At 71.8% G+C, this 20,673-nt stretch carries 17 protein-coding genes; 8 read left to right on the top strand and 9 right to left on the bottom strand.

The genetic code is table 11. From position 1 onward, the window contains the following. Nucleotides 1-2: 2 nt before the first annotated feature. The 6 genes from LUW87_RS15250 (at nt 3) to LUW87_RS15225 (ending at nt 6,493) form a co-directional block, all read left to right on the top strand. Nucleotides 3-923: a nuclear transport factor 2 family protein gene (locus LUW87_RS15250; protein ID WP_232672052.1), complete on the top strand. Its 921-nt coding sequence runs from the start codon at nt 3-5 to the stop codon at nt 921-923. A gap of 112 nt (nt 924-1,035) precedes the next feature. Further along, nucleotides 1,036-1,866 carry an enoyl-CoA hydratase-related protein gene (locus LUW87_RS15245; RefSeq protein WP_232672051.1) on the top strand — a complete coding sequence of 277 codons (831 nt, stop codon included), beginning with the start codon at nt 1,036-1,038 and terminating at the stop codon, nt 1,864-1,866. 97 nt (nt 1,867-1,963) lie between these two features. Beyond that, on the top strand, nt 1,964-2,440 hold the full coding sequence (locus tag LUW87_RS15240; protein ID WP_232672050.1) for an SRPBCC family protein: 477 nt from the start codon (nt 1,964-1,966) through the stop codon (nt 2,438-2,440). Between the two features lie 57 nt (nt 2,441-2,497). After that, nucleotides 2,498-4,402, top strand: a complete 1,905-nt coding sequence (locus tag LUW87_RS15235) for a threonine/serine exporter family protein (protein ID WP_232672049.1) — start codon at nt 2,498-2,500, stop codon at nt 4,400-4,402. A 4-nt stretch (nt 4,403-4,406) separates the two neighbouring features. Further along, nucleotides 4,407-5,660: an NAD(P)/FAD-dependent oxidoreductase gene (locus LUW87_RS15230; RefSeq protein WP_232672048.1), complete on the top strand. Its 1,254-nt coding sequence runs from the start codon at nt 4,407-4,409 to the stop codon at nt 5,658-5,660. Continuing rightward, complete coding sequence (locus tag LUW87_RS15225; RefSeq protein ID WP_232672047.1) at nt 5,657-6,493, top strand: glycosyltransferase; 837 nt, start codon at nt 5,657-5,659, stop codon at nt 6,491-6,493. Before LUW87_RS15230 ends, LUW87_RS15225 begins: the two co-directional genes overlap by 4 nt. 58 nt (nt 6,494-6,551) lie before the next feature. On the opposite strand, the gene LUW87_RS15220 is transcribed toward LUW87_RS15225, so the two are convergent. Continuing rightward, entirely contained in the window at nt 6,552-8,774 is a 2,223-nt protein-coding gene (locus LUW87_RS15220) for a serine hydrolase (protein ID WP_232672046.1), read from the bottom strand. A 147-nt stretch (nt 8,775-8,921) separates the two neighbouring features. Next, a complete protein-coding gene (locus LUW87_RS15215) occupies nt 8,922-9,794 on the bottom strand; it encodes a LysR family transcriptional regulator (RefSeq protein ID WP_232672045.1) in 873 nt (290 codons plus the stop codon). A gap of 121 nt (nt 9,795-9,915) precedes the next feature. On the opposite strand from LUW87_RS15215, the gene LUW87_RS15210 reads away from it, so the two are divergent. After that, complete coding sequence (locus LUW87_RS15210; protein ID WP_232672044.1) at nt 9,916-10,791, top strand: 5'/3'-nucleotidase SurE; 876 nt, start codon at nt 9,916-9,918, stop codon at nt 10,789-10,791. 48 nt (nt 10,792-10,839) lie between these two features. Here LUW87_RS15210 and LUW87_RS15205 read toward each other — a convergent pair whose 3' ends face one another. Then, on the bottom strand, nt 10,840-11,718 hold the full coding sequence (locus LUW87_RS15205) for an META domain-containing protein (RefSeq protein ID WP_232672043.1): 879 nt from the start codon (nt 11,716-11,718) through the stop codon (nt 10,840-10,842). 119 nt (nt 11,719-11,837) lie between these two features. Between LUW87_RS15205 and LUW87_RS15200 the strand changes: the two genes are divergently transcribed. Continuing rightward, nucleotides 11,838-13,109: a YibE/F family protein gene (locus LUW87_RS15200; protein WP_232672042.1), complete on the top strand. Its 1,272-nt coding sequence runs from the start codon at nt 11,838-11,840 to the stop codon at nt 13,107-13,109. Nucleotides 13,110-13,115: 6 nt separating this feature from the next. Here the strand turns inward: LUW87_RS15200 and LUW87_RS15195 are convergent, their stop codons facing one another. The 6 genes from LUW87_RS15195 to LUW87_RS15170 all read right to left on the bottom strand — a co-directional run bounded on the left by LUW87_RS15195 (nt 13,116) and on the right by LUW87_RS15170 (nt 20,508). After that, nucleotides 13,116-14,438 carry a DUF4032 domain-containing protein gene (locus tag LUW87_RS15195; protein ID WP_232672041.1) on the bottom strand — a complete coding sequence of 441 codons (1,323 nt, stop codon included), beginning with the start codon at nt 14,436-14,438 and terminating at the stop codon, nt 13,116-13,118. Nucleotides 14,439-14,499: 61 nt separating this feature from the next. After that, on the bottom strand, nt 14,500-15,678 hold the full coding sequence (locus tag LUW87_RS15190) for an ABC transporter ATP-binding protein (RefSeq protein ID WP_232672040.1): 1,179 nt from the start codon (nt 15,676-15,678) through the stop codon (nt 14,500-14,502). Between the two features lie 15 nt (nt 15,679-15,693). After that, on the bottom strand, nt 15,694-16,524 hold the full coding sequence (locus LUW87_RS15185; RefSeq protein WP_232672039.1) for a carbohydrate ABC transporter permease: 831 nt from the start codon (nt 16,522-16,524) through the stop codon (nt 15,694-15,696). Then, the gene (locus LUW87_RS15180; RefSeq protein ID WP_232672038.1) at nt 16,524-17,471 is read right to left on the bottom strand and encodes a carbohydrate ABC transporter permease; all 948 of its coding nucleotides are present in this window, start codon (nt 17,469-17,471) and stop codon (nt 16,524-16,526) included. The genes LUW87_RS15185 and LUW87_RS15180 overlap by 1 nt, the downstream gene beginning before the upstream one ends. A gap of 70 nt (nt 17,472-17,541) precedes the next feature. Further along, nucleotides 17,542-18,813, bottom strand: coding sequence for an extracellular solute-binding protein (locus LUW87_RS15175; RefSeq protein WP_232672037.1), 1,272 nt, complete (start codon nt 18,811-18,813; stop codon nt 17,542-17,544). A 201-nt stretch (nt 18,814-19,014) separates the two neighbouring features. After that, nucleotides 19,015-20,508 carry an alpha/beta hydrolase domain-containing protein gene (locus tag LUW87_RS15170; RefSeq protein ID WP_232672036.1) on the bottom strand — a complete coding sequence of 498 codons (1,494 nt, stop codon included), beginning with the start codon at nt 20,506-20,508 and terminating at the stop codon, nt 19,015-19,017. Nucleotides 20,509-20,673 lie beyond the last annotated feature (165 nt).

Below are 20,673 nucleotides of genomic sequence, written 5' to 3'. Positions count from 1 at the left end.
AGATGACCGAGTATCCGCGCGAAGAGATCGAGGCGGCGTTCGCCGAGTTCCGGCGTCGTGGCGTCGAGACGCACGACTGGCCGGCCTGGGCCCAGCTGTTCACCGAGGACGCGCTCTACGAGGAGCACAACCTCGGGGTGTTCCACGGTCGGGCCGAGATCGAGCGGTGGATCGTCGACTGCATGGCCGACTACCCGTCCATGACGCTGTGGATCGAGTGGTACGCCATCGACGGCAACCGCATCAGCTTCTACATCTGGAACAACCTGCCGGACCCGACGGGCACCGGCCAGCGCTTCGGCTTCCCCAACACCACGTTCCTCGAGTACGCCGGCGACGGGAAGTTCAGCTTCGAGGGCGACTACTACAACCCCGAGGACGCCGGCCGGGTGTTCGGCGAGTGGCTCAAGGCGGGTGGTCGCCGATCGACCCCGCAGGACCGTTCGCTGCAGGGGATCGACGGGTGGTCACCGCCCGTGCCGGAGCCGGCGTTCCCCCGCGACGAGATCGAGGCCGAGTTCGCCAAGTACCGCGAGCGGGGATCGATCGCGGTGGCCACGGGCGACTGGAACCAGTGGGCCGACCAGTTCACCGACGACGCCGAGTACCGCGAGCACCACTACGGCTACTTCAAGGGCCAGCAGGAGATCCGCGACTGGATCAACGGCGTGATGCAGCCCTTCCCCACCATGGAGTTCCCGGTCAGCTACTTCACGGTCGACGGCAACCGGGTGAGCGCGCTCATCCCCAACATCTTGCCGGCGCCGGAGGGCGACGACGGCTACTACGGCTTCGACGTGAACACGATCCTGCACTACGCCGGCAACGGCAAGTGGAGCTACGAGGAGGACGTGTACTCGCCGGCCGAGGCCCAGGACGTGATCTCTCGCTGGCTCGCCGCCGGCGGCGTGATCCCCAAGTAGCGGCGAAGTAGCCCGCTCCGGGGCCGCCGGAGCCGGGTGCGTCGGCGCCCTGGCAAGATGCGTCGACCACGCGCGCCGACGCGGCGCGTTCCACAACCCAGGGGGGACATCCATGACCGAGTGGGTCATCGTCGACGAGCCCGCGCCTCATGTGCGGCGCATCACCATGAACCGGCCGGAGAAGCGCAACGCGCTCAACCACCCGTTGCGAGGAGCGATCCTCGAGGCCCTGCAGGCCGGCGACCAGGACGACGACGTGCACGTGCAGATCGTGCGGGGGGCGGGCCCGTCGTTCTCGGCCGGCTACGACCTCGGCGACGGCAACGAGGGCCACGAATACCCGTTCTACACACCGGGGGGCGACGGGCAGTGGCCCCGGCACGTCACCGAGGGCTGGATGGGCATCTGGGACCTGGCCAAACCGGTCATCGCCCAGGTGCACGGCTTCTGCCTGGCCGGCGGCAGCGAGCTGGCCACCTGCTGCGACCTCGTCTACATCGCCGAGGACGCCCAGATGGGCTACCCGGCCGTGCGCTTCGGGGTGCCGGACATGCACTTCCACCCCTGGTTCCTGGGCATGCGGCGGGCCATGGAGATGATGGTCACCGGCGACTCCGTCACGGGGATCGAGGCGGTGGCCGAGGGGTGGGCCAACCGGGCCTTCCCGGCCGACGAGCTCGACGCCGAGGCCATCAAGATGGCCGAGCGCATCGCCGCCCTGCCGCCCGAGGTGGTGCAGCTCAACAAGCGCGTCGTGCACCGCCAGATGGAGCACATGGGTCTGCGGTCCGGCATCCGAGCCGGGACCGAGCTCTGCGCGCTCGGCACCCACACCCAGGCCATGGCCGACTTCGTGGCCGCCAGCCAGGAGAAGGGCCTCACGACGGCTCTCAGCGAGCGCGACGCCAAGTTCGGCGACTACCGCACCAGCACCCGCAGCTGAACGGCCGAGGCCACGGTGTCCGATCGGGGGCCGTCCCCGATCGGGCATCGATGCCTCGAACCGAGGCGCGGTCGGGGCGCGTGGGTAGCGTGCGCCCATGAGCGACACCGACCAGACCGGATCCGACGACGTGGTGAGCGTCGAGCGGGTCATCCCCGCCGATGCCGGCGCCATCTTCGCCCTGCTGGCCGACCCGAGCCGCCACCACGAGATCGACGGCTCGGGAACGGTGCGTGACGCCAAGACCGGGTCGCAGCAGCTGGCCCTCGGCGCCACGTTCGGCATGTCCATGAAGATGGGCATCCCGTACTCCATGGTCTCGGAGGTCGTGGAGTTCGAGCCCGACCGTCGCATCGCCTGGCAGACGCGTGGTCCGGGCCGCATCGGACAGCACGTGGCCGGGCGCATCTGGCGCTACGAGCTCGAACCGGTCGACGGCGGCACCCTGGTGCGCGAGAGCTGGGACATCCGCCAGGAGTCGCCGGTCAGCCGGCCGTTCGTGCGCCGCCTGGCCGACCAGACCCGCAAGAACATGGCCGCCACCCTCGAGCGCATCGAGTCCGTGCTCACCTGAGGACGACCGGGACCCGAGGGCGGCGAGGCCTCGCACCCCTCTAAGGTCGCTCGGGTCATGCACCTTCTCCCGACGACCGGATCCGGACGACGATCGCCGTGGACGAGGGGGGTCCTCCTCGCCGCCCTCTTCGCGGTGGCCGCGCTCGGCACGGCGACGTCGGTCGCCGCCCAGGAACCCACGACGGCCGTGGACCCGGTCGCGGTCGTCGAGACGACCTCGACGACCACGGCCAGGTCGGACACGACCTCCCCGACGTCCACCACCTCCACGACCGAGGCGACGACCTCGACGACGTCGGAGACCACCTCCACCACCGAGTCGCCGGAGAGCACGGCGACCACGGCGACCACGACGCCGACCGACACGACCGAGCCCGAGCCCACCACCACGCTCGAACCCCGCCCGGCCACTCGTCCAGCCGTGCAGACGTCCACGATCCCGGTGGGTTCCGTGGTCTTCGCCGGGGCGGTCCTCGTGGCCGTGGCCGTGCTGGTGTGGATGGCGCTGCGACGGGCGCCGGCGCCGGCCCCGGCGCGGCCGCGGCGCACCGCCGAGGAGCCGCAGGCGCGTCCCGCAGCCGAGTCCGAGGCGAGCGGGCCCGTCGTCGACGCGCCGGTGGCGGTGCCCGGCAGCCCCGAGGAGCTGCAGGCCCTGCACTTCCTGCTCGAGATGGGCCAGGCCCTCATCGACGCCGGGGAGTCGAGCGCCAACACCGCCCAGACGCTCGAGGACATCGCCGAGGTGAACGGCATCTTCGGCCTGGGCGCCGTCGTGCTGCCCACGGCCCTCATCCTCTCCGTGCCCCACGGGACCGACGTCCAGACCGAGGTGCGCACGGCGGGCACGTCGAAGCTCACCATGGACCAGAGCGACGAGCTGTTCCGCCTGGTGCGCCGGGCCGAGCGCGGCGAGGTCACCCCGCTCGAGGGTCTGGCGGCCATCGCCCGGGCCCGCACGCTGCCGCCGCGGTTCAGCCCCCCGGTGCGGCTGCTCGGGGCCACCATCTTCACGGTCGGCCTCGTCTTGTTGCTGCGGGGCAGCTGGGCCGACCTGCTGCTCGGCGCCGTCCTGGGGGTGGGCGTCGGCGCCCTGCAGATCGCCCTGGCCCGCACCACGAGCCGCGAGATCCGCAACTACCAGGCCTTCTGGCCCCTGCTCGCCGCCTTCACGGTGACGGTGGTCGTGCTGGCGCTCGGTCGGGTGTGGTCCGACCTGTCGGTGTTCGCCCCGCTCGTGGCCCCCCTGGTCACCTTCCTGCCCGGTGGGCTGCTCACCACCGGCGTGCTCGAGCTGTCGAGCGGCCACGTGATCTCGGGTGCCGGTCGCCTGGCGTCGGGGTTGATGCAGCTCGTGCTGTTGGCCCTCGGGATCGTCGCCGGTGCCCAGCTGGTCGGGTTCCCCGCCTCGGTCATCGGCGAGACGCCCACCAACCCGCTGGGCGTGGCCGCCGCCTGGCTGGGCGTGGCCGTGTTCGGGTTCGGGGTGTACGTCTTCTACGGCGCCCGCACCGAGTCGCTGCGCTGGATCCTGCTGGTGCTCTACGTGGCCTACGCCGGTCAGGTGATCGGTGGGCTCTTCTTCGGGGGCACCCTCTCGGCGTTCTTCGGGGCCGTGGCCATGACCCCCATCGCCATGCTGGCGGCCCGACAGGAGGACGGCCCGGCCATGCTCGTGTCGTTCCTGCCGGGCTTCTGGCTGCTGGTGCCGGGAGCCCTCGGGCTCGAGGGGATCACCCGCATCTTCGGTGACGACCAGATCGAGGGGATCAGCGCCATGGTCACCACCGTGGCCACCATGGTGGGTGTCTCGCTCGGCGTGCTGCTGGGCCTGGCGCTCGGCAGCCGGATCCCCGCGCTCAACCGGCCGGCGTGGGCCGATCGGGTGCGGGCGCTGCGCGAGACCCGGCTGGGTCGGGCGGCACGTGTCCATCACCCTGGCGACGCGAAGGACCGTGGATAGCGCCATGTTCTCGCCGTCGCGGCGGGCCGTCGTGCTGGGGGGTGGGATCCAGGGGACCTGCGTGTCGTTGGCCCTCGCTCGACGGGGGTGGCAGGTGGCGATCCTCGACCGCACGTGGGCGCCGTGGTCGGCGACGAGCCTGCGCGGGGAGGGCAAGATCCACCTCGGCCACGTCTACGCCAACGACGCCGGGCGGGCCACCGCGGACCTCATGGCCACGGCGGCCGTTCGCTTCTCGTCGCTCATCGACTCGTGGTCAGCCTCGCCGGTCGAGTGGGCCGCGGTGCGCTCCGAGCCTTTCGTGTACGGCGTGCTCGAGGACACGATGGTGGCCCCCGACCGGCTGGCCGAGCACTACGCCTGGGTCGACGATCGCGTGGCCGATCTCCTCGCCGGGGGCGACGGCACACCCACGTATCTGGGCTCGACCGCTCTCGCGCCGACGCTCGCCGTGACCGACCTCGAGGCCCGGGGGTTCGGCAACCGGGTCGTCGCCGCCTTCGCCACCGAGGAACGGGCGGTCGATCCTCACGTCCTGCGCGGCCACCTCGTCGGTGCGCTCGCCCCCGCGGGCGTCGAGGTGTGTGGGGGCGTCGAGGTCCGGGAGGTCACCTCGGGTCCCGCGGGCTTCGCGGTCCGTGGGACCACGACGGACGGTGGTTCGCGGCGATGGGAGGCCGATGCCGTGGTCAACTGCCTCTGGGGCGGGCGTCTCGCCATCGATGCGTCGATGGGCATCGCGGCCGACCGGCCCTGTTCCTACCGGCTGAAGTACGCGGTGCAGGGCGTGCTCCCCCCATCGGTTCCCGCGCTTCCGAGCGCGACGCTGGTGCTCGGACCCTTCGGCGACGTCGTGCGAAGACAAGACGGCCGGGTGTACGCCTCCTGGTATCCGGAATGCCTCGCGGGATGGTCGGACGACCTCGAGCCACCCTCGTCGTGGTTGCCGGCGATCCACGGTGAGGACCCTGCGGGGAGCCAGGTCGATCTCGCCCGGCGCACGGTGGCCGGACTGGCCCGGCACGTGCCGGCCCTGGCCGCGCTGCGTGTCGACGCGGTGGCCGCTGGGGTCATCGTGGCGTGGGGCGAGCGCGACATCGACCAACCGTCGTCGGAGCTGCACCGACGCGACGCCATCGGCGTGCACGACCACGATGGGTACGTGTCCGTCGACACCGGCAAGTTCACCACGGCACCGCTCTTCGCCCACCAGGTGGCCTCCCTCCTCGGCCCTGGTTCGCCGCAGGTGAGGTCGTGACCGTCACCGTTGCGGTCCCCCTTCACCGGTCGAGACGGTGGGTCGACAACGTCGAGGCCAACGTGCGTCGACTCCCCGCCGAGGTGACCGAGGTGCTGATCTCGGACGCAACGGTCGAGGACGACGCCGCCGAGGTGCTCTCGGCCAGACTGGCGGACGACGACCGGGTGACGGTCCTGGCGCGCGCCGAGGAGTTGACCTGGTTCGAGCATTACCAGGACCTGGTCGAACGAGCCACGGGCGATCTCTGCTCCTGGCTCCCGCACGACGACGACTTCGATGCGTCCTGGGTGCCCGCGCTCCGGGCCGGCCTGGCCGAGAACCCGACGGCGTGGCTGGCCTTCGGACGGGTCCTCGGGGTCAGGGCCGACGGTGCGACGGCCACCACGTGGCAGCCGCCGCCGATTCGGTCGGGCCTCCTCGAGGGGGTGGAGGTGCTCGACCTGGCGCTCGCCCAGCAGGCGTGGCAGCCGTTCCGTGGCCTCTTCCGTCGCCGTGAGGTGCTGGCCGCCGGGATCGGCATGGAGCCGTACGGGGACTACCCGGGGGTCGACATGACCTGGACCCTGGCGGTGGGCCTGCGCTCCGGTTGGGTGTCGGTGCCGACCACCAGCACCCGGAAGCGCTACCACGACGCCAACACCCACACGACCTTTCGGCAGGCGCCCGGCGACCACCAGCGCGCCGCCCTCGAGATGGTGCGGCGCTTCGGGCCGGGAGGGGTGGAGGGCGCCCGGATGCGGCTCACGGCCCGTCGAGCGACGCTACGGGTGGTGTCCCGCCACCAGACGAGCCGCGTCCGTGGACGGTTGCATCGGCTCCTCCCGCGGTGAGTCGGGCACCGACCAGGGCCCGCCGACCCGGCGGCACCCCGGCGGTGCTGGGCAACGGTCAGGTCGCCGAGGCCGCGAGGGCGTCGAGGATGCCCTGCTGGAGCTCGTACAGCTCGGTGACGGGGCCCGCCGTGTCGAACCAGGAGTCGGGGCGCAGCATCACGGTGGCGCCCGTGTCCCCGTCGATGGCGATGCTGCCGTCGGGGCCGTCCACCCCGTAGCGGCTGGCCTGCAGCCTGTCGTCCTCGAACTCGCACGGGCACAACGGCATGAGGCCGAGCCCGTAGTACCACCAGTCGGGATCGGACGAGAAGCTCGTCATCAGCTCCCGGGACTCCCGGCTGAGGCCATCGGTGAACATCCACTGGAAGAACCGGGCACCGTCGCTCACGGTGGACATGAGCCCGCCGCTGGCCCAGAGCATCCCGCGGTAGCCGTGGCCGTCCGGGTCCGTGACCCCGTCGACGGGATCGGTGTCTTCGTCGAATTCCAGGCGGGTCCCCGAGGCGCGGGCCAACTCCTCCATGGCCGTTCGCCAGGTCGTGGCGTTGGCGCGCTCGAGCACCAGACCGAGCACGTGGTAGCCGATGCGGGAGTAGGCGAACCCCTCGCCCGGTTCGAAGAGGAGCTCCGGTTGTCCCGTGTAGGCCGCCAGGTCGGCTTGCGGGTCGGCGGTGAAGAAGTCGGTGTCGAGCTCGCTGGGGATGCCCGAGGTGTGACGGGCCAGGTGCTCGAGGGTGATCCGGTCGGCGTTGGGGATCTCGGGCGCCCAGGTGGCGATGGGTTCGTCGAGCGCCACCACGCCCGCTTCGACGGAACGGAGCAGCCAGGTGGTGGTGGCGGCCTTGGTGATCGAGTACCAGGCCATCGGGTCGTCGGCATCGACGAGAGGGGTACCGGGTTCGTCGAGCGAGCTGGACCGCACGGGCTCGTCCGCGCCCCAGGCGAACTCGACCGTCCGGCCCCCCGGTGCGGCGTAGGCCCCCTCGATGCGGGTGAGGCCCACGTCGTCGATCACGTCCGTGTGGTGCACGGCCCAGGTGCTCACGACGTCGGCGACCGTCATCCCGGCCTCCCAGAGCGAGCCACCGTCGGGACCGCCGGTCGAGTCCTCGACGAGTCCGGCCCGGGCCACCACCGCCTGACCCGACAGGGGACCGTCAACGGGAGCCGACCGGTCGATCGGCACCAGCAGCGATCCGAGCAGCAGTCCGACGCCGGGCACGGCCAGCGCCGCCGTCCGATCCCAGGTCCGCACCTGGCTCCGGCCGGCGGCGAGGTCCTCGATCGGACCGACGATGATCACGGCTGCGACGATCACCGCCGCCACCACAGCGATCGCCAGCACCGCCCCGAGCGCGGCCGGTACCTCGAGGGGCTCGACCAACCATTCGGCCGCCACCAGGCCGAACCCCTGCCACAGGTAGATGGTGAGCGCCCGGCGTCCGATGAGGTCGACGGCCCGACCGGTCAGGCCGGACACCCCGGCCAGCTGGGCGCGGAAGAGCAGCACGAGACCGATTCCGGCGGTGCCCGCCAGCACCATGAGCGGGTACGACCGGTTGACGACCCCGTCGACCGGCCCCAGCCGCTGCCACCACCAGAGGGCGGCGACGGCGGCGAGGCCCGCCAGCACAGCGCTGGCCGGCCGCGACAGGCGACCACCCTGCCAGTACCACATGCCGGCCAGGACGAAGGCGGCGTAGGTGACGGCGTCGCCGAGCTCGAGGGGGACCTCGGCACCGGACTCCTGCCACCGCCACAGGGCGAAGGTGCCCGCAGCGGCCAGGGCGATGACGGCGGGACCGATGCGGCGGAGGAGCCAGGAGAGGACCCCGGCGGCCAGCACGAACCAGAGGTAGGCCCGCACGTACCAGAGCGTGATCCACAGGCCAGGGGTGGCGTCGCTGCCGACGGGATCGACGAGGGGGACGAACCACCCGACGGCGTCGGCCGGGTCCGGTCGCCAACCCACCGCCAGCATCAGGGCCCAGCACGCGGCGGCGTAGACCCAGAAGGGCACCAAGAGGCGCCGCGTCCGCCGACGGACCGTGGCCCACCACCCTCGCTTCTCGAGCGAGGCCTCGAGGAGGGCGCCCGACCCGAAGAACATCGCGGGCATGGCCGGGATCCAGCTGAGCCACGCCCACGACCAGGTGTGCCAGAGCACGACGCGGACGACCGCGATCGAGCGCACGACATCCAGGAGCCGGTCGCGAACGGGACCCGGTGGATCTCGGGGCTCGGTCTGTTCGAGCGTCTGGGGGGTGGGGGAGGCCATGATCCAGGTGCGCTCGTGGATCGCGGACGACCGCCGTCCGGGCCGGGGCGCGCCATCACGGTAGCGGTCGGTTCGGCGCCGGCCTCGGCGCCGTGTCGGGCGGTCGTCGGGTCGTCGTCGCTTTCGTCGGCCGACGGTGGGGCTGTGTCAGCGGGCGTCGGCGCGGCGGCGGGCGGCGTCGACCAGGGCGGCGACCGGGGTGGCGAGCGGTCCGCGTCGGTGGACCACGCCGATGGCCCGCCCGAGGGCGGGCTCGAGCGCCACGACCTCGATCCCCTGGAGGCTGGCCGACTCGCCTTGAGATCGGTACCAGAGGCAGCACCCGACGCCGGCGAGCACGGCGGGGATCCACGAGGCCCGCTCGTCGCTCTCGAAGGCGACGTCGGGGGTGACCCCCAGCTCGGCGAACAGCCCGTCGAACTCTGCTCGTCGATGCCCGCCCCGACTGGTGGTGATGAGGCGGACCTCGGCCAGCCGGGCGACGGGGAACGGGTCGGGGAGCCCGGTGCCGGGCGGGCCCAGCAGCACCACGTCGCGCCACTCGAACGGCACCGTTTCGAGGCCGTCGTCGGGGATCGGCAGGTCGGCGACGCCCACGTCGGCTCGACCGCTGCGCACCGCCTCGGCCACCGCCAGGCGGCTCTCGCAGTGCACGAAGCGCACCGGGTGCTCGGGGTGGTCGCGCCAGTAGTCACGGATGAGGCCCGAACCCAGGTCGGCCTGGATCGTGGGGGTGGCGGCCAGCTTGAGCCCCTGCCCCCGCCCTCCGCGACGGCTCAGCCGCTCGAGGGCGTCCACCTCTCCGAGCACCCTGCGGGCGATGGCCACGACCTCCTCGCCCTCCGCGGTGAGCTCCACGCTGCGGCCCCGCCGCACGAACATGGTGAGGCCCAGCTCGCGTTCGAGGGCCCGCACCGCCCGGGTCAGGGCCGGTTGGCCCACGTGGCAGGCGGCGGCGGCGCTGGTCATGGTGCCGAGCTCGGCCGTGGCCACCACGTAGCGCAGCTGCTGGAGGTTCACGAGCCCGGAGCCTAGGACGCGTCCGATGCCCGCTGGGCATCGGACCGGCCCCGAAGGGCGTTGGACGCCGAGGACTGCGCCCCTGAGACTCTCCGGCGTCCGTTCCCCATGGAGGTCCTTCGTGCGTCGCGCCACCCGAGTGTTCGCCCCCGTCCCCGTCGCGTTGCTGGCGGCCCTGTCCTTCGGTGCGTGCAGCAGCGACGACGGCGACAGCGCCAGCCCCGACACCACCGAGGCGGCCGAGACCACCTCGACCACGGTCGCCGCCGACACCGGGTGCGTCACCGCCGAGACCGGTCCGCTGCAGATCCTGCTGGTCAACGACGACGGCATGGTCAACCCGGCCATCGACGTGATGATCGACCGCCTCTCGCAGAACGAGGACTTCGAGCTCACCGTCGTCGCCCCCGCCGACGAGAAGAGCGGCAGCTCGGATCGGACCACGGAGGGCGGGGCGACCTACGAAGAGGCCACCACCCCCGGGGGCAACGAGGGCTACGCCGTCGACGGCTTCCCGGCCGACGCCGTCCTCGTCGCCCTCGACGACCTCGGCCTCGAGCCGGACCTCGTCGTCTCGGGCATCAACCCCGGCCACAACTTCGGGCCGCTGGCCTCGTTGTCGGGCACCGTGGGCGTGGGCCGCACCGCCATCCGCCGCGACGTGCCGGCCCTGGCCATGAGCGCCGGGCTCGAGCTCGACGACGCCCAGTTCGGCTGGGGCGCCGACTTCGCCGCCGACTGGATCGAGGAGAACTGCGAGGCGCTCATCGGCGGCGAGTTCCAGACCGACACGGTCACCAGCGTGAACATCCCCACCTGTCCGCCCGAGGAGATGGGCCCCCTCCAGGAGGTGCCCCGCGCCGAGGTCGTGCCCGAGCTGCCCGAGGGCGAGAGCGTCTTCGTCTCGCTGTGCGACCTGACCCCGGACCCCGCCGACGACATCGCCGCCGTGCGCGCCGGCTACCCCTCGCTCACCCAGGTCCCGGCCGACATCTGACCCGGCCCACCGACCGCGCCGCCCGCGGCAGGGGTGACGGCTCGGCCGTCACCCCTCGGCGGTGTGCTCGGCGCCGAACAGGGCGCCCTGCCCGGTGGCGTCGAGCAGGCTGAGGAGCGTGCCGGCGTCGCGGCGACGCTCGGTGCGCACCTCGAGCGGCTGGGAGAACAGCTCTCGCAGTCGGCCCTCGAGTTCGTCGACCGCCCCGCCGCACCACATCTCGGTGGAGGGGCCCACGGTCACCGTGAGGGTGTCGTCCTCGAGCACGTAGTCGCCGCCGACGCCGTTGCAGCCGGTGTCGACGCTGAGGAAGCCGCCCTCGAGCGTCATCGTCACCGGGCCGGTGTCGATGGGGACAGCGGTGGCCATCTCGTCGTCGAGGATGCCCTCGAGCAGCCACGTCGTGCCCTCCACCGGCGCCGACGGGTCGAGCACCTCGGCGTCGGTGAGGACCGCCCGCAGCGTCCGGCCCTCACTGTCGGCCTCGACGGTGAGGGTGTCGCCGTCGAGGCTGAGGCGGGCGTCGGTCAACAGCTCCTTCACCAGGCTGTCGAACTCCTCCGCGGGTGGTTCGCAGGCCATCTCCGTCGTGCCCCAACCCTCCACGGCGAGCTGGTCGCCGTCGAGCGTGTAGTGGCCGCCGAAGTGGTTGCAGACCGCGTGGGCGCGCACCGTGCCGGCGGCGGGTCCGTCGGGTCCGGCGAAGGTGATCTCGAACGTGCCGCCGCCCGGCACGGCGACCGGTGCTCCGTCGACCTCGATCGACTCGCCCAGGTAGGTGCTGCCGATCACCTCGTCGGCGGGCGCACCGGGAGCGGGATCGGCGGCGCTGCTGCTGCCGCTGTTGTTGTTGCTGCTGCCGTCGCCGCAGGCGGTGGCCGCCAGCAAGCTCATGAGGGCGAGGGTGATCAACAGAGGCCGTCGCATGGTGGTTCGACGCTACGCGGACCGCGCTGGTTCCCGCAGCTGCGCCTGGTGAGCCGCGCCGATCGTTCCCGGGGCAACCGACCCGGCGACGGGCGACCGACGCGCCAGACTCGGGGCCCATGTCCGGGGCGCACGGTCACCTCCACGACGGCCCCGACGAGGCGCGCCTGCGCCGAGGCCTCACCGTCGCCGTGGTCGCCGTGCTGATGGTGGGCCTGGTCGGCGTGGCCGTGTGGTGGCCGAGAGGTGAGGCTCCCGAGCTGAACCCGGGCGGCGTGACCCTGCAGTACGTCGACGCCACCGTCACCGACGTGGCCACCGAGGACTGCGTGAGCATCGAGGTGGCCGGGGCCACCGAGGACTGCCAGATCGTGACGGTCGACGTCACCTCCGGCGAGACCAGCGGGACCAGCGCCGAGTTCCGCATCCAGGCCAGCGACTTCTCCAAGCCCCAGCTGGAGGTCGGCGACGACGTGGTGCTGGCCCGCAACCCCATGGCCCCGCCCGAGTTCCAGTACAGCTACGTCGACCAGCAGCGCACCATGCCGCTGCTGTTGCTGACCATCCTCTTCGTCGTGGTCGTCGTGGCCCTGGGCCGGTGGAAGGGCCTGCGCGCCCTGGCGGGGATCTTCGTGGGGCTGGCCGTCATCGTGGTCTTCCTCCTGCCCTCGCTGCTGCGGGGGAACCCGGCGCTGCCCGTGGCCCTGGCCGCCACCTTCGTCATCGCCTTCCTCGTGCTCTACCTGGCCCACGGGTTCCGGCCCTCCACCACCGTCGCTCTCGTCGGCACGCTCGTGAGCCTCGTGGTCACCGCCCTGCTGGCCCAGGTCTTCGTGGGGGCAGCCGGATTCACGGGCCTCTTCGGCGACGACGCCCAGACCCTGCGGGTCACCGCCGGGCTGGTGGACCTGCGGGCCCTGCTGGTGGCCGGCATCGTCATCGGCGCGCTCGGCGTGCTCGACGACGTGACCGTCACCCAGGTGGCCACCGTGGTCGAGCTGCGCCGGGTGAACCCCGGCCTCTCCCGGCTCGAGCTGTACCGGGCCGCGGTCACGGTCGGCCGTGACCACATCGCCTCGGTCGTCAACACGCTCGTGCTGGCCTACGCCGGCGCCTCGTTGCCGCTGCTGTTGGTGTTCATGCAGGGGGCACGGCCCTGGGACCGGGCGCTCACCAGCGAGCTGGTGGCGATCGAGATCGTGCGCACCCTGGTGGGCAGCATCGGCCTGGTTCTGGCCGTCCCGGTCACCACCGCCCTGGCCGCCGCCGCCCTCTCCGACGGGCCGGACGATCCGGGCCGGCCGGACGACACGGACGGCCGCCGCGACCCGGACGGACCCGACCGGGGCCTCGACCCCAACGACCCCGGACCGCTCGACCTGCTCCCCTGAGCGGGTTCAGCCCATCTCCTGGGCGGTCTCGTCGTCGGGTGAGCCGGAGGTGCCGAGCATCTCGGGGGTGAGCGCCGGCACCTCGCTGGTGGGGGCGTCCACGAAGGCCAGGTTGGCGGCGGCGCCACCGGGCGTGGTGCGCTCGGCGAGGGCCCGCAGGGCGGGCTCGTCCCCCACGTCGTGGCCCTCGCGTTCGCTCAGCAGCCACCGGACCTCGAGCAGGTCGCAGTAGGCCTGGGTGGGGTCACCTCGGTGACCGACCGCGGCATGGGCCGACTCGACACCGGGGGTGAGCACGTGCAGGAGCCAGCTGCGGGCGGCGGTGGGCTCGGGCACCGGATGGCCGAGGTCGTCCTGCATGCGCCGTCGGTGGTCGTCGAGGTCGTTCAACAAGATGGTGGCCTGGCCCTCGCCCACCAGCAGCCCGGTGAGGGCCTGCAGCCGCTCCGAGTGGAACCGTCGGGCGGCCACCTTGGCCGTCACCCGCACCGTCTCGCGGTCGCTCTCGTCCCCCTCCGCCGACTCCAGCCGGAGCTCGTCGACCGCGAACCCGGCGTCGTTGAGCCGCCGCAGCCGAGACCCGATGCCGTCGGCATCGCCCAGGGCCACGACCGGCTCGTCGTGCAGGAGGCCCCAGAGCTGCCCGTAACGCTCGGCCAGCCCGTTGGCCTCCTCGATCACCTGGGCCGCGGCCTCGGACGGCTCACCGCGTCGGGCCGTGACGTCGAGCAGGCCGCCGGCGACGTTCTCGATCATGATGTCGAGGTCGAGGCGTCGCTGCCCGTCGGTGAGCGAGGGGTGGAACTCGGCGGTCTCGGCATCGACCATCCAGGCCTGGATGGCCTGGCCGTCGCGCATGAACAAGGTGTTGGCCAGCGAGCAGTCGCCCCAGTAGATGCCGTTGCGGTGCAGATCGACGAGCAGGGCGGTCATGGCGGCGAACAGGCGAGCCCGGTGGGCGGTCATCGTCCACGGCAGGCGGGTCAACAGCCGTCGGTACTGCCAGGAGCGTTCGAGGTAGCGGGTGACGAGGACGGCGCCCTCCTCGCTCGGCTGCAGGGCGACCCCGGCCGCCCTCACCGCGGCCAGCTCCCGGGCCTCGATCACCCGCAACGCCTCGTACTCGTGCAGGGCGACCCGTCGGGGGAGGTCCTTCAGGGCCCACAGACGGCCGTCGGCCTCGACGAAGCGCACCAGGTGGCGGCTGGGGCCCACCGGGATGTCGCGGAAGGCGACGGCCGTGACGTCCCAGTCGGCGAGGGGTTCCCGCCAGGGCAGCGACAACAGCTCCGGCGACGGTTCCCGGAGCCGCAGATCGAGTGTCGCCACGCAGCCACCTCCCGGCCGATCGCCGACGCCTCGCCGACCCCGTGCGCGGGTCGGCGGCGGGTCAGGCCGAGGCGCCGACCCCCAGCACCAGGTTCTCGCCGGTCACCACGTCGAAGATGTGCAGGCGCCGAGGGTCGAACCAGAGCTTGGCCCGGGCGCCGTCGTCCATGCGGCTGGCCGGGTCGAGGGCCACGACCAGCTGGCTGCGCATGGCCTCCCCGCCCAGGTCCTCCTCGAGCTCGGCCAGCCCCTCGATCGTCACGTCCGGCGCGTCGTAGGGGATGTAGGCGTACTGCTCGTTGCCCAACCACTCGGACACGTCGACCGTGGTCTCGAACACGACTCCGGCGTCGAGCTTGGTGGCCTCGATGAGGGCCGTGTCCTCGAAGCGCTCCGGGCGGACGCCCACCATCACCCACTCGCGGCCACCCACCGCCTCGCGCAGCTCGGCCGGCAGCTCGAACGCGGTGAACGGCAGGTGCATGCGCCCGCCCTCGATGCGGGCGGGCACGAAGTTCATGGGGGGCGAGCCGATGAAACCGGCGACGAACATGTTCACCGGGTGCTCGTAGAGCTCGCGCGGCGACGCGACCTGTTGCACCTCGCCCCTGCGGAGCAGGGCCACCCGGTCGCCGAGGGTCATGGCCTCGGTCTGGTCGTGGGTGACGTAGACGGTGGTGATGCCCATCCGTCGCTGCATGCGCAGGATCTCGGTGCGCATCTGCCCCCGGAGCTTGGCGTCGAGGTTGGACAAGGGCTCGTCGAACAGGAAGGCGTCGGCGTCGCGCACGATGGCCCGACCCATGGCCACCCGCTGGCGCTGGCCGCCGGAGAGGTTGCCCGGCTTGCGGTCGAGGTGCTCTCGCAGCTCGAGGGTGTCCGCCGCGGTCTCGACCTTGGCCCGGATCTCGTCATCGGACATGGTCTTGCGCAGCCGGAGCGGGAAGGCGATGTTCTCGTACACGCTGAGGTGCGGATAGAGCGCGTAGTTCTGGAAGACCATGGCCAGGTTGCGGTCACGGGGGGCGAGGTCGTTCACCCGCTTGCCGCCGATGATCATGTCGCCCGACGTGATGTCCTCCAGCCCCACGATCATGCGCAGCAGGGTGGACTTCCCGCAGCCCGACGGGCCGACGAGGATCATGAACTCCCCGTCGGCGATGTCGAGGGAGATGTCGTCGACCGCGAGGAAGCCGTCGCCGTACCGCTTGACGATGTTCCGCATGGTGATCTCGGCCATGGGTGCGCTCCTTTGTCAGCCCTTGACGGCGCCGGCGGTGAGACCGGCCACGATGCGCCGCTGGAACAGCAGCACGAGAACGACGACCGGGATGGTGACGACGACGGACGCGGCCATCACCGCGGTGACGGGGGACTGGAACTGCGAGGCCCCGGTGAAGAACGAGAGGGCGGCCGGCACGGTGCGGGCCCGGTCCGTCGACGTGAGCGACGCGGCCAGGAGGAACTCGTTCCAGCAGAAGAAGAAGGTGAGGATGCCGGTGGTGAACACGCCGGGGGCGGCCAGCGGGACGATGACCTTGCGGAACGCCTGCCACGCAGTGGCCCCGTCGACCTGGGCGGCCTGTTCCATCTCCCAGGGGATCTGGCGGAAGAACGCCGACATCGTCCAGATGGACAGGGGGAGAGCGAACGTGAGGTAGGGGATGATCAGCCCGATCCAGGTGTCGTAGATGCCCAGCCCTCGCCACATGTTGAACAGCGGGCCGACGAGGGCGGCCTGCGGGAACATGGCGATGCCGAGCGCCATCGACAGCAGCAGCTTCTTGCCGCGGAACTCGAGGCGGGCGATGGCATAGGCCGCGAACATGGCCACGATCACCGACAGCAGGGTGGCGATCACGGCGATGCCGGCGGAGTTGCGCAGCGCCGAGGTGAACAGCTCGTCCTCGAAGACGGTCTGGAAGTTCTCCCACGTCCACTCGCTCGGGAAGAACCCGGAGTCGCCGTCGCGGAAGGTGGCCGGGCTCTTGAAGGCCAGCGACGCCATCCAGACGAGGGGGAAGGCGGCCCAGGCGAGGATCAACACGCCCCAGAAGGTCCACCAGTTGCTGGCCTTGGTGCCCATCAGTCGTCCCCCCTCACCTGCGACAGGTCGGTCTTGAACCCCTTGATGAAGATGAAGGCGATCAGCACCACGGTGAGGAAGAGCAGCACCGAGACGGCCGAGCCCGCTCCGAGGTTCACCAGTGTCACGTTCTGGCGGTAGGCGAGGAACGACAGCGTCTCGGTGTCGTTGGCCCCGGCGGTCATGATGAACGGGTTGTCGAAGATCCGCCACGCGTCGAGCGTGCGGAACAGCACCGCCACCATGATCGCCGCCTTCATGTTGGGCAGCACCACCTTCCAGAGGCGCTGCCAGGGGGTGGCGCCGTCGACCTTGGCGGCTTCCTGCAGCTCCTCGGGCACCTGCACCAGCCCGGCGAGCAGCAGCAGCGAGATGAACGGGGTGGTCTTCCAGATCTCGGAGAACGTGATCACGAACAACGACGACCAGCGTTCGCCGAACCAGTTGAAGTCGCCCAGGCCGAACCAGGAGTTCACGAAGCCGGAGTCGAGCTGGAAGGCGTAGCGCCAGATGAACGCCGAGACCACGGTGATGATGCCGTAGGGCACCAGGATGGCGGTGCGGACGAACGAGCGGCCCTTGATGATGCGGTACATGACCCATGCGAAGGCGAAGCCGAGCACCAGCTCGATGGCCACGCTGACCACGGTGATGATGGCGGTGGTGCTCACCGAGCTCCACCAGATGGGGTCGGTGAGCACGGTCATGTAGTTCTGCAGGCCGATGAACTCGCGGCCGTCGGGGTCGGTGAGCCGGTAGCTGTACAGCGACAGGACCAACGCGTAGCCGAGGGGATACGCCGTCACCAGGATCATCACGATGAACGCCGGTGCCGACAGGCGGAAGCCCAGCTTGCGCTCGTGGCGCAGCCGGTCCGAGACCGGCGCCTTGCCGTCGGGCTCGGTGGCCGGCTCGTCGGGGCCGGCCGGGGTCTCGGTGACCGTCATGGCAGGGACCTCCGCAGGGGTTCCGGGGGCAGCGTGCTCGCCGAGACGGCGTCGTCGCGGTGAGGCGCGCTCACAGCAGGCGCTCCCCGGCGAGGACTTCGGACATGTAGCTGTCGGTGTCCTCGGGCGTGCCCGGGGCCTGCACCGACGAGGCCGGATGCCAGGTGCGTTGCACCGAGGTGGACACGTCGCCGTAGTAGGGGGTGATCGGGCGGGGACCGGCGTCGTTGATCGACTCGCGGATCAGGTCGGCCATGGGGAAGGCCTCGCGCACCTCGGGATCGTCGTAGGCGCCGGAGCGAGCCGCGGGGTTGCCGGCCTCGACCATGTACTGAGCGTTGTTCTCCACCGACGTGATGCACTTCACCGCGTCGAGGGCCAGGTCGGGGTGGTCGGTGAAGTCGCCGATGGCCAGGTTGATGCCGCCCAGCGGTGGCCGGCTGGCCTCGTCGGCGTCGACGCGCGGGTAGCGGGCCCAGGCGATGTCGTCGAAGACGTCCTGGTCGACCGCACCACCCTCCACGCCCTCGCGCGCCGCTTGGTAGACGTAGGGCCAGTTCACCATGAAGGAGCCGTCGTCGCTCTGGAAGAGGGACCGGGCTTCCTCCTCGCCGGCGGTGGTGAGGTCCGAGGGCGCCGCCGACGAGCGGGCCAGGCCCCCCACCACCTCGGCCGCGGCGTCGCCCGCCGGCGAGGCCACCGTCGGGGTGGCCTCGGCGCCGAGCTCCGCGTCCTCGATGATCTGGCCCCCGGCCGAGCTGATGAGGGCGTTGACCCAGACCATGTAGCCCTCGTAGCGGTTGCCCTGCACCCCGATGCGCTTGCCCTCGGCCTCGGCGGCGTCGATCATCTCGGCCCACGTGAAGCCCTCGGCGGTGGGGTCGACGCCGGCGGCGTCGGCCACCGACTGGCGGTACCAGAGCAGCTGGGTGTTGGCCCAGAACGGGGTGGCCACCAGCTCGTCGTCCCAGTAGGCGGTGAGCAGAGGCCCCTCGAGCACCCCCTCGGTGAGCTCGTCGACGTCGGCCGGGTCGGTGACGGGGAGGAGGTAGCCGGCGTTGGCGAACTCGGCGACGAAGGGCGGATCGAGGCTCATGAGGTCCACCGAGGAGTCGCCGGCGGCCAGACGGCGCACGAGCTGCTCTCGCTGGGAGTCGGCATCGTTGGGCAGGACCTGGGTCTGGATGCGATAGGCGCCACCGGACGACTCGGTGCACTCCGCCGCCAACGTGGCCTGGCCCCCGTTGTCGGGGTTCGTGTACCAGGTCAGCAGAGGCGGGCCGCCGTCGTCGCTACCGCACCCCGCCAGCACGATCGGGGCCACGAGGACGGCCGAGGCCACGAGTCCCCACCGTCTGCGTGCCTGCCGATTCGACCTCGACATCGCCCCATCCCCTTTGCCGACCGACGAACCCCGGCGAGACTGCGACCCGACGGTGCGCGGTGCGGACGGTCACGCCAGCCCCCCGGTTGAACCGTTGCTTTCCTGTCTAGCAGGTGCACGGAGCCGGGACCCGGGTCGACGCGCCCATCGAGGGCTCCTTCAGCGGGCGACGTCGCGGGCTTCGGCTTCGGCCACCATCTCGTCGCGCTCGGGTTCGAGGAGGAAGCCCGCCTCGAGCGCCTCGTCGGCCGCCGCGGTGAACCGCTCCACGTAGGTGGCATGGTCGCCGTAGAGCGAGCGCAGCTGCTCGTCGCTGAAGGGGGCGCTCTGGCCGAAGAGGCTGCAGAACACGCTCGACGGGTTCCCTTCGCCGCTCAGGGCCGACACGGGCACGTCGACGGCCGGCGTGCGGATGCCGCCGCGCGCGTTGCCCAGGTCGTCGCGCACGATCTGGTCGTCGGCGATCTCGATCCGGGGTGACGACGGCGGCCGGGTGCCGTCGACGACCCAGGCCCGGAACGCGTGCATGGCGGCCCGGAGCACGGCCCCGTGGGGACCGTCGTTGATCGTGCCGCACAGCGCCTCGGAATCGAGGCCGCCACCGCTGTTCCAGGCCTGTCCGGACTCGGTGCCGTAGACGAGCGTGTCGGCATCCGCGTGAGCGGTGCCGGCCACCTCCCAGGTCAACAGCTGCTCGGCGTCGGGTTGGCGGGCCTCCCGGAAGCGCAGGAACATCAGGTCGGTCTCAGCCTCGAACTGCATGACCGGCACATCGAGGTCCGTGCGCAGCCGCAGGGGCGACGGGGCGGCCGCGGCCGGGTCCTCGCCCAGGTCCGCCCCGCCGGCTCCCCGGCTGTGCACGAAGATCCCGTCGAAGGCGTCCTCGACCGGCTGGACGGCGTTGACGTAGGAGGCCAGGCGGGCGGCGGACTGCGACTCGCCCACGGCCAGCACGTGGTCGACGGCGAGCCCCTCGAGGGGGTTCGGTTCGCCAGGGGCCCGGACCATCTCGGCCACGTCGGTGTAGATGCCGTACGACCAGGCGTCGCCCGGATGGGTGAGCGACCCGTAGCGCTCCGGGTCCCACTCCCTGAGGGGCGCCAGCGCGTCGGGCGGGACGCCGGGGACCTCGAGGCGCGCGCCGCCCCCCTCGATGCCCGTGGCCTGGGCCGAGACGCCCACATACGCATACCCCTCGCGCAGGAGGTAGGGGTGGAGGTAGCCGAAGACGGGATCGGAGTCGCGCCCGGCGCTCACGTTGAGCCACTCGACGACGACGGTGCCGTTGAAGTCCTCGGGGTCGATCGGGCGCCGCACCAGGATGCGGGTCTCGTAGGGGGCGGACTCTCCCTCCGTGACGGTCCACTGCCCGTCGGGGGCCAGTTCGCCCGCCGGGACGTAGGAGGCGGCGTCACCGCTGACGAAGTACTCCTCCTCGGTGTAGCCGTACTCGTCGGCGAGCCCGAGCGGCATCGGGTTGTACGGCACCCTGCGCGCCCCTCCGGTGATGGGGCCGGCGACGCTGACGTCGGCAGGGGCCACCAGGGTCGTGGTCGGCTCGGAGGTCTCCTCGCCGGCAGTGGTGCCGCTGGTGCCCTCGTCGTCGCCGGAACAGGCGCCGAGGGCCAGCGCGGCCAGGCACAGGGTGACCACCAGGACAGGCCCTCGATGGCGCGCCGGGCTCGGGAGTCGACGCCTACGGTGATCGTCCAACGGATCCTCCCCCTGTGGGTGGTCGCGGCGCGACCGCCCCCGGTCCCTCTCCCCGCCGACGATAGACGGCGTCGGTCCCCGAGGATCGAGCTGGGCGCGGTGCGG

The sequence above is a fragment of the Rhabdothermincola salaria genome, assembly GCF_021246445.1.
GTDB classification, from domain to species: domain Bacteria; phylum Actinomycetota; class Acidimicrobiia; order Acidimicrobiales; family Acidimicrobilacustridaceae; genus Rhabdothermincola_A; species Rhabdothermincola_A salaria.
The sequence above is the reverse complement of the archived record's forward strand: the minus strand, read 5'-3'. Positions and strand labels throughout refer to the sequence as shown.